This is a genomic window from Streptomyces sp. NPDC052101 (assembly GCF_040680235.1).
GTDB lineage: Bacteria > Actinomycetota > Actinomycetes > Streptomycetales > Streptomycetaceae > Streptomyces.
Genome location: NZ_JBFAWH010000058.1, coordinates 20,813 through 28,501 on the forward strand (window position 1 = coordinate 20,813; position 7,689 = coordinate 28,501).

Genomic DNA, 7,689 nt, shown 5'->3' on the forward strand with positions numbered 1-7,689 from the left:
ATGAAACGGTGCCCCACAGAATTCCGGACGCCGGGATCAGCCCTTCTTCAGCACCAGCTCCGTGTTCCGGTCGGCCGCGGTGCCGCCGAGGGCCGTGCTGGCGCCGGGGGCGTTGTAGGCCAGCTCGCGGTAGAGGGCGGCGAGGCCGGTCTGGGAGAGGTCGGCGAAGTCGGTGCGGTGCGGGGCGGCGGACTCGATCAGCGTGGTGAACACGGAGATCGTGCCGTCCTTGTTGTCCACCAGCTCGATGATCCGGGCGAGGTGGGGGTAGTCGATGTGCGAGGCGGTGGAGATCTCCCAGAAGGAGCGGCCGCCGGAGCCCCGGTGCGGGGTGATGACGTTCTCGTGGACGTGGCCGTTCACCCAGGCCACGACATTGGCGTGGGCGCCCAGGACGGAGAGCACCTCGGCGCCGCTGTGCCGCTTCTCGCCGGGGCGGGCCGGATCGGGCCAGGTGTTGTCCATCGTCGTGCTGGTGTGGTGGCTGAAGACGACGGCGTAGGAGTCCTTGTTGTCCTTCAGCGTCCTGTCGAGCCACTGCAGCTGGGCGGTGCCGATGGACCCGTTGGGACTGCCGCAGGCGTCGGTGGTGTCGAGGCTGATGCCGATGACGTCGGCGGAGATGCGGAAGACGTAGTACTGGGTGCCCGCGTCGAGGTTCGCCGAGGAGTAGCCGTGCCCGATCGGGCCATGGCCCTGGTAGGCGGGGTCCAGGTGGGCCTTGAGGTAGTCCGCCGGGGTGTACAGGGCGCGCTTCTCGTCCGCGGTGACCGAACGCATCGAGCGGGCGTGGGCCTTGAGCAGGTCGCGGTAGGCGACGCCGTGGGGGTCCCTGGCGTTCTTGACGGCCTCCTGGAACTTCTTGGCATCGGCGGCGGAGAGGCTCATCAGCTTCTTGCCGCCGATCGCGGCCTCGGCGAGGTACGGGTCGGCATGGACGCCGAAGCAGCCGAGGGCGAGGACGTCATGGTTGCCGACGGTGGAGTACCAGGGCAGACGGAGACCGGGGCTCTGCACCTCGCGGACGGCGGCGGCCAGGAAGCCCTTCACCTGCGGGAAGCCAAGCGCCTTGTCGTTGTCGCGGATGGCGGCGTCGGGCTGCCAGTAGAGCTTCAGGCCGCTGTTCTGCACGCCCTCGTAGTGCTTCGGGTCCCCGGTGTTGGGGCTGATGCGGCCACCGCTCATCACCTGCATGTACCACTCCAGTTCGGAGTGGGCGTTGTTGTCGGTGTTGTCGCCGGTGGTCATGACGAAGCCGAGCGGCGCGCCGGTGACGGGGGCGCCCTTCAGGGCGTTGACCCGCTCGACGAGCGAGATGGCGCCCTGCACGGTCAGCGCCTCCTGGGGACGCCAGGCGTGCACGCCGTTGGAGCGCAGGAACTCCGCGCGCAACGGGTGCTGGACGTCCTGCAGATGCAGGTCGGTGAGCTGCACGAACGCGGCGAGGGCCGTACGGCGCCCGGCCCGCCCGGACTTGGGCGCGGCCAGCTCGCTGCGCACGACGGGCTTCCAGCCGGGGCCGTCGCCGAGCCGGCGGTAGCCGGAGCTGTTGCGCGGGGCTGCGACGGAGGCGAGGGTGGTGCCCTTGGTGTAGGGGGCGAGCGGGGTCGCCGCGGCATCCTGCCGGGAGTGGGCGACGGGCGCCGCGCCCGTGGTGGTCGCGGCCTCGCTGTCGGTGGGGCGCAGGGCGTAGCCGACGCCCGCGGAGAGCGAGACCGCTCCGGCGGCGGCGAGGACAGTACGGCGGTTGACCCCCTGAGCGGAGGTGGCGACAGAGCGTGTGCGCGACATGGCGCGATCTCCCCGGGTGCGAACGCGTCGGCAGTGGTCGCGGGCCGTCGCGGACGCGAACGTCCCGCTCGCTCTGGATCGTTGGCACCGGGGATGGCCTGCGCGTGAACGCGGCGGCAACGCGCAGCGCCGATCACCGTACGTGGATCACGGGGTACCGGGGGCGGCCATGGAGTGGATCGCGGGTGGCCCAGGGGCAGTTACTCCTCGTTCATCTCCCGGGGTAGGGGAGGGGCTTCGGCGGTGAGACGGCCGTGCGCGGGGCGCTCCCGCCACAGCCGCAGCGCGAGGTCGACGAGGCGCACCCGGTTCAGGTCCGGTACGGCCGAAAGGTCATGCCATGCTGCGAAATCCGTCGATCCGTCCACCTCGTACCGGAGTTCGCCGTCCACGACCTCTCCTTCGTAGACGAGACGCAGCGCGTGGTGGTCCGTACGGCGGCCGACGCGCGGTTCGCCGACCAGTCTCCGCGAGTCCACGCCGAGAAGACCGGTCACCTCGATGCGGTAGCCGGTCTCCTCGGTGACCTCGCGTCGGACGGTGTCGTACGGGTCCTCGCCGTGCTCCATTCCGCCACCGGGCAGCACCCACTCGGGAGTGCCGTCAGGGCCGGGTGAGCGAGCGAGCAGGAGCTGTCCGTCGCGGACGCACACGGCGTAGGCCGCCACCCTCAAGTTCCTTCGCATCCCCGGACGTTAGCCCGGCACCTCCGGGTTCGCCGGGGAATAATCGGGTGCGGACCAGCGCAGGGGCAGCGCGGACGGGGTCCACCGGGCCTCGCCGAGGGCGAAGCGGACGATGCGCTCGCCGTCAGCGGTGAACTCGGCGTGCGCCTCGCCGGTGAGCTGGAGAGTGGTGCCCGTGACCCAGTCGAGGAAGAGCAGTCCGGCACGGGGGTCGGTGCGGAGATTGCCGAGGGTGAGGAACATGGCGTTGCCGGGGTAGTCCGGCCAGGTCAGTTCGCGCGGGGACGCGACCTGGACGAAGCCGGGGTTGCCGCCGCGGTGACTGGCGTCGGCCCCGCCGGGGTGCACCGTGGCCAGGAAGAAGGTGTCGGCCGAGCGGATGAACTCTGTCGCCTGCGCGTCGAGTTCGGTGAGCCGGCGGGGGTTGCCCGGTGGGCGGTCGGCGAGTGTCTCGTACGTCTCCCTGCGCTGGATGTGTCTGGGGCAGTTGGAGAAGACCTGGTCGGCCTCGACGGCGAACCCGCGGGGTGTCGGCCTCAGCCGGCCGTTGAGGCGCATGCGGCGACGGGTTCGGGGGTCGAGGGCGATGGTGCCTATGGAGGTGCCGGGGGTGTCGAGGGCCGTGCCGAGCGGATCGGGCCGGCTGTCCCGCCCCATGTTCCTGCTGACCGACATCTGCCTTGGGCCCGTGGCCCGGACGAAGCCGGGCGTGCCCGTGAGCGCCGACGTCCACACCCTCCCCGTCCCCGGGTCCGCCGCGCCCACGATCAGCAGGGGCTGCAGCTCCAGGAAGGCCGCTGCGACCGGCTTGATGTCCTGGCCCAGGGAGCGGCCCACGTGGTCGGCGCGCTCGCGTACGCCCAGCCGTTCCTGCAGGGCGAGCGAGCCCTCGTGATACGTGCCCATGGCTAGAAGAAACCGCAGGTCGGGGCCGCTGTGTGCGGGGCCGGGGCGCCGTCGGGGCCGAGGGGTGCGCTGATCTCCAGGCGGATGCCGTCCGGGTCGTGGAAGAAGATCCCGCCCGAGGTCCCGCCCTCGCGGTGGGCGACCACTCCCTCGTAGGCGAACTCCACTCCGGCGGCCCGCAGCGCGCTCTCGTAGTCGCGGACGCGGTCGATCGAGTCGACCGTGAAGGCGAGATGGTGCAGTCCGGGGCGGCCGCTGTCGTACGACCCCTGCGCCTGCTGCCAGAGGGTGACGAGCGGGGGCCCGCCGATCTCCCCCAGCATCGCCCAGCGCTGGTCGTCCTCCTTGCCCTCGGCGAGCACGGCGAAGCCGAGCAGATCGCGGTAGAGGGCGAGGGAGCGGTCGAGGTCGGTGACGTTGAGACCGGTGTGCGCGATGCGCGGAGCCATGATGTTCCCCTTCACTCTGACTAACCTTCGTAATCGACGATAGAGGGTTAGATTCGATCGAGTCAACCGGTGACGTACGCTTGACCGGTTAGCCGAGAAGGAGGGCCCGATGTCCGCCGCCCGCGATCCCCGTCCGCTCACCGGTGAGCCCCTCGCGCTCGACCTGCTCAACACCCGCTGGAACCGGGAGGGCGTCACCCAGGACCTGCTCGACGGCACCGACGGGCTGGCGGTGTGGCTCGCGAGCAACGGGCTGGCCGGCGCCCACCGGGCCGATGCGGAGGTGCTGGGCCATCTGCGCGAGGCCCGCGAGGCGCTCACCGTCGCGGTGCACGGGTCGCCGCGGGAGGCGGCGCCGCTCGTCGACGCCGTCCTCGCGCACGGACGGATCCGGGCCCGGCTGACCGCCGACGGCCCCGCCGAGGAGCCGGAGTTCGCCGACCCCTCCTGGGGACCCGCCTGGCTCGCCGCCCGCGACTATCTGGACCTGATCACCCGCGCGCCGGAGCGGATCCGCACCTGCTCCGGCGGCGGCTGCATCCTGCACTTCCTCGACACGTCCCGGAACGGCACCCGCCGCTGGTGCTCGATGGCCGCGTGCGGCAACCGCGCCAAGGCGTCCCGGCACTACGCGCGCTCGAAGGAGCAGTGAGCGGAAACCGGGTCGGTTCTCCACCCCCGTCGACCACACCTCCCCCGCCTCGGGTTCGGTGCAGCGCAACAGCACGCAGTCGTACTTCCTCACCGTGCCCGCCGGTGCCCAGTCCCGCCGGGACGTGTTCTTCTCCCCCACGCTCGGCACCGTCACGGTCGACGACTCCGCCCCGGTCAAGCCGGGCACGGGTGACTCGGCCACGGTGACCGGGCAGGTCGCGGGCGCCGGCGGCGTGCGGATGGGGAAGGTCACGCCGTAGTCCGCGGTGACCGCGGTGCGGGGCGGGTGTCCGGGGGACATCCGCCCCTGCCGTCCTCAGGACGACCCGTCCGACGGGCAGGCCGTGTGCCGGGACTCGGGCAGCGCCTCGGTGATCCAGGCCCGGTCGACGGCCACACGGGTGTCTCCGACGGCCCACAGGCTCGCGTTGCGCTGCCCCAGGCCGACCCGGACCAGCACGTGCTGACCCTTGCGCGGGGCGGGGTGCGCGCCGCCGTCGAGCAGGAAGCCGACCTCGGCCGGTCCGTGCGCCGGCTTGTAGGAGCGGATCACGGTGAGCGTGATCTTCGACCAGGGGGACGGCCGCTGCGGCTCCACCCCGGCCACCGTGCCCTCCACGACCAGCCTGGAGCAGGCCAGGTCGAGTGCCGGGTCGGCGGGCGCTCCGCCGTCCCCGGAGACCCTGGCCGGGGGCTCGCGCACGGCCTTGTCGGCGGCGCGCGCGCTGTCGTTCTGCTGAGCGCCGGAGTGCGTCACCAGCCAGCCGAACCCGAGGACCAGCGCGCAGGCCGCGGCCCCGGCGAGCGCCCCGAGGGCGATCCGCACCGCCCGGCGCGGCCCCGAGGACCGGCCCGGCCGCGGGGGGCGGCGGCCGGGCCTCGCCGGGCGCGCGACACGGCGCGGGCGCGGCACCGGCCGAGGACCGTCCTCGGTCTCCGCCTCCTCCATGGCCACCTCCGCCATGGCCACCTCGGCCATGGCCGTCTCCCCCGTCAACGCCTCCGCGATCCGGGCCAGTTGCTCCTTCAGCACCGCCACATCGGCCTCGGCCGCCCGGTGCTCGGCGAGGAAGGCGCGGTCCCGGCGGGCCTCTTCCGGCACCTGTTCCCCGGTGATCGCGGCCATCAGGGCGTCCATGCCGTCGTACTCCCCGGCGCTTCCCGCGCCCCGCGCGCCCCCTTGTCCGGCGGTCACGTCACACCACCTCGTCCTCGTGCAGGCGGTCGCGCAGCGCGCGGACCGCCGAGTGCAGTCTGCTCTTGACCGTGCCCTCGGGGATGCCCAGTTCCTCGGCGATGGCCCGCACGGGCAGGTCGGCGAAGAAGCGCAGGACGAGCACCTGCCGCTGGGCGGCGGGCAGTTCGTCCAGGCCCCGGGCCACGGCGAGGGAGAGCAGGCTGGTCTCCTCGCCGGAAGGGTGCGCGGGCTCGCGCAGCGCGGCCAGCCGCTCCCCCAGCCGGTCCTGGCGCCGCCTGGCCCGGTGCCAGTCCATGGCGAGCCGGGAGGCGACCACCGCCGCCCACGCCGACACGTCCCGCGGCGCCTCCCGGCCGCTCGCGGTCCGCTCCAGCAGCCGCAGCCGTACCTGCTGCACCCCGTCCGGCAGGTCCGACTGCGGCACCCCGCCGAGCGCGAGCACCGCCCGCACCCGGCGTTCCTGGTCCGCGTCCAGCGGGTCGTCGCCGGTACGGTCGTCCGTACCGGCCGTGTGCGACACCTGGTCGCGGCGCGTCCCTCCGCGCAGCACAGGCCACCCCCTCACGCGTCGTCCCTACGACGCCGGAGGGGACGGAAACGTTCGGCCGCCTTCTCGGAGGCGTACGTCACACCGCGCGTGGCCGGAGTCCGGACGGGCAGGGGCACGACAGCACAGCTTGCGGCGCGGGGCCCCGGGCGGGGGAACATCTCCGGCTCGACGGGGTGTACGGCGCGGGGACGGAACCGTCCGCCGGGTGAGCCTGTCCCACTCCTCGGGCACGCATCGCAAAGAATTGGACAGGTGGACCGGGGTCGGCCGCATGATGGAAACGCCCCGGTCAAGCACCTGGTCGTGGAAGAGACACAAAGAGGGAGTCGCTGTGAGGGTCGGAATCGTCGGAGCCACCGGTCAGGTCGGCACGGTCATGCGCAGGATCCTCACGGAGCGGAACTTCCCGGTCACGCAGCTGCGCCTGTTCGCCTCCGCCCGCTCGGCCGGCACCGTGCTGGACGGGGTGACGGTGGAGGACGCGGCGAGCGCCGACTACACCGGCCTGGACATCGTCCTCTTCTCCGCCGGTGGCGCGACCTCCAAGGCGCTGGCCGAGAAGGTGGCCTCCCAGGGCGCCGTAGTGATCGACAACTCCTCGGCCTGGCGCAAGGACCCCGAGGTCCCGCTGGTCGTCTCCGAGGTGAACCCGCACGCGGTCGCCGACCGCCCCAAGGGCATCATCGCCAACCCGAACTGCACCACGATGGCCGCGATGCCGGTCCTGAAGCCGCTGCACGAGGAGGCGGGCCTCGAAGCACTGGTCGTCGCCACCTACCAGGCGGTGTCCGGCTCCGGTCTCGCGGGCGTGGCCGAGCTGCACGGCCAGGCGCAGAAGGTCGTCGCCGATGCCGACAAGCTGACCCACGACGGCGCCGCGGTCGACTTCCCCGAGCCGGCGGTCTACAAGCGGCCGATCGCCTTCAACGTGCTCCCGCTGGCGGGCTCGATCGTCGACGACGGTCTGAACGAGACCGACGAGGAGCAGAAGCTGCGCAACGAGTCCCGCAAGATCCTGGAGATCCCGGACCTGAAGGTCTCCGGCACCTGTGTGCGCGTGCCCGTCTTCTCCGGCCACTCCCTCCAGATCAACGCCCGTTTCGCCCGCCCGATCACCCCCGAGCGCGCCACCGAGCTGCTGGCCGGGGCTCCCGGCGTCGCCCTCTCCGACATCCCGACCCCGCTGCAGGCGGCCGGCCAGGACCCGTCGTACGTCGGCCGTATCCGCCGCGACGAGACGGTGGACCACGGCCTCGCCCTGTTCCTCTCCAACGACAACCTCCGCAAGGGCGCCGCGCTGAACGCGGTGCAGATCGCGGAGCTGGTGGCGGCGGAGCTGTCCGCGAAGTAACACCTCCGGTACGGCAAAGGGGCGGCCACGCGCGCGCCGACTCGAAGACCAGCCGGAAGGCGCCGCCGTCGTCCTCGACGTACGCGAAAAAGGCGTCCATGGTG

9 protein-coding genes and 1 pseudogene are annotated in these 7,689 nt (G+C 72.5%); 3 read left to right on the forward strand and 7 right to left on the reverse strand.

Annotation, left to right across the window (positions count from 1 at the left end; all coding sequences use genetic code 11):
• Positions 1 to 36: 36 nt before the first annotated feature.
• From AB0L75_RS41655 to AB0L75_RS41670, 4 genes are all read right to left on the reverse strand, one after another.
• The gene (locus tag AB0L75_RS41655) at positions 37 to 1,791 is read right to left on the reverse strand and encodes a TIGR03767 family metallophosphoesterase (RefSeq protein ID WP_365191495.1); all 1,755 of its coding nucleotides are present in this window, start codon (positions 1,789 to 1,791) and stop codon (positions 37 to 39) included.
• A gap of 200 nt (positions 1,792 to 1,991) precedes the next feature.
• Positions 1,992 to 2,459 carry an NUDIX hydrolase gene (locus AB0L75_RS41660; RefSeq protein ID WP_365191496.1) on the reverse strand — a complete coding sequence of 156 codons (468 nt, stop codon included), beginning with the start codon at positions 2,457 to 2,459 and terminating at the stop codon, positions 1,992 to 1,994.
• 27 nt (positions 2,460 to 2,486) lie between these two features.
• Entirely contained in the window at positions 2,487 to 3,383 is an 897-nt protein-coding gene (locus AB0L75_RS41665; protein ID WP_365191497.1) for a pyridoxamine 5'-phosphate oxidase family protein, read from the reverse strand.
• Positions 3,384 to 3,385: 2 nt separating this feature from the next.
• Entirely contained in the window at positions 3,386 to 3,832 is a 447-nt protein-coding gene (locus tag AB0L75_RS41670) for a VOC family protein (RefSeq protein WP_365191498.1), read from the reverse strand.
• Between the two features lie 109 nt (positions 3,833 to 3,941).
• Here AB0L75_RS41670 and AB0L75_RS41675 point away from each other — a divergent pair, with 109 nt between their 5' ends.
• Positions 3,942 to 4,484: a CGNR zinc finger domain-containing protein gene (locus AB0L75_RS41675; protein ID WP_365191499.1), complete on the forward strand. Its 543-nt coding sequence runs from the start codon at positions 3,942 to 3,944 to the stop codon at positions 4,482 to 4,484.
• A gap of 58 nt (positions 4,485 to 4,542) precedes the next feature.
• Positions 4,543 to 4,746: a hypothetical protein gene (locus tag AB0L75_RS41680; RefSeq protein ID WP_365191505.1), complete on the forward strand. Its 204-nt coding sequence runs from the start codon at positions 4,543 to 4,545 to the stop codon at positions 4,744 to 4,746.
• Positions 4,747 to 4,802: 56 nt separating this feature from the next.
• Here the strand turns inward: AB0L75_RS41680 and AB0L75_RS41685 are convergent, their stop codons facing one another.
• Both AB0L75_RS41685 and AB0L75_RS41690 read right to left on the reverse strand, forming a co-directional pair.
• On the reverse strand, positions 4,803 to 5,681 hold the full coding sequence (locus AB0L75_RS41685; RefSeq protein WP_365191500.1) for a hypothetical protein: 879 nt from the start codon (positions 5,679 to 5,681) through the stop codon (positions 4,803 to 4,805).
• 1 nt (position 5,682) lies between these two features.
• Positions 5,683 to 6,204: a sigma-70 family RNA polymerase sigma factor gene (locus AB0L75_RS41690; protein WP_365191504.1), complete on the reverse strand. Its 522-nt coding sequence runs from the start codon at positions 6,202 to 6,204 to the stop codon at positions 5,683 to 5,685.
• A 361-nt stretch (positions 6,205 to 6,565) separates the two neighbouring features.
• On the opposite strand from AB0L75_RS41690, the gene AB0L75_RS41695 reads away from it, so the two are divergent.
• The gene (locus AB0L75_RS41695) at positions 6,566 to 7,585 is read left to right on the forward strand and encodes an aspartate-semialdehyde dehydrogenase (protein ID WP_365191501.1); all 1,020 of its coding nucleotides are present in this window, start codon (positions 6,566 to 6,568) and stop codon (positions 7,583 to 7,585) included.
• Positions 7,586 to 7,622: 37 nt separating this feature from the next.
• On the opposite strand, the pseudogene AB0L75_RS41700 reads toward AB0L75_RS41695, so the two are convergent.
• Positions 7,623 to 7,689: pseudogene (locus AB0L75_RS41700) on the reverse strand (TetR/AcrR family transcriptional regulator); the annotation flags it as partial.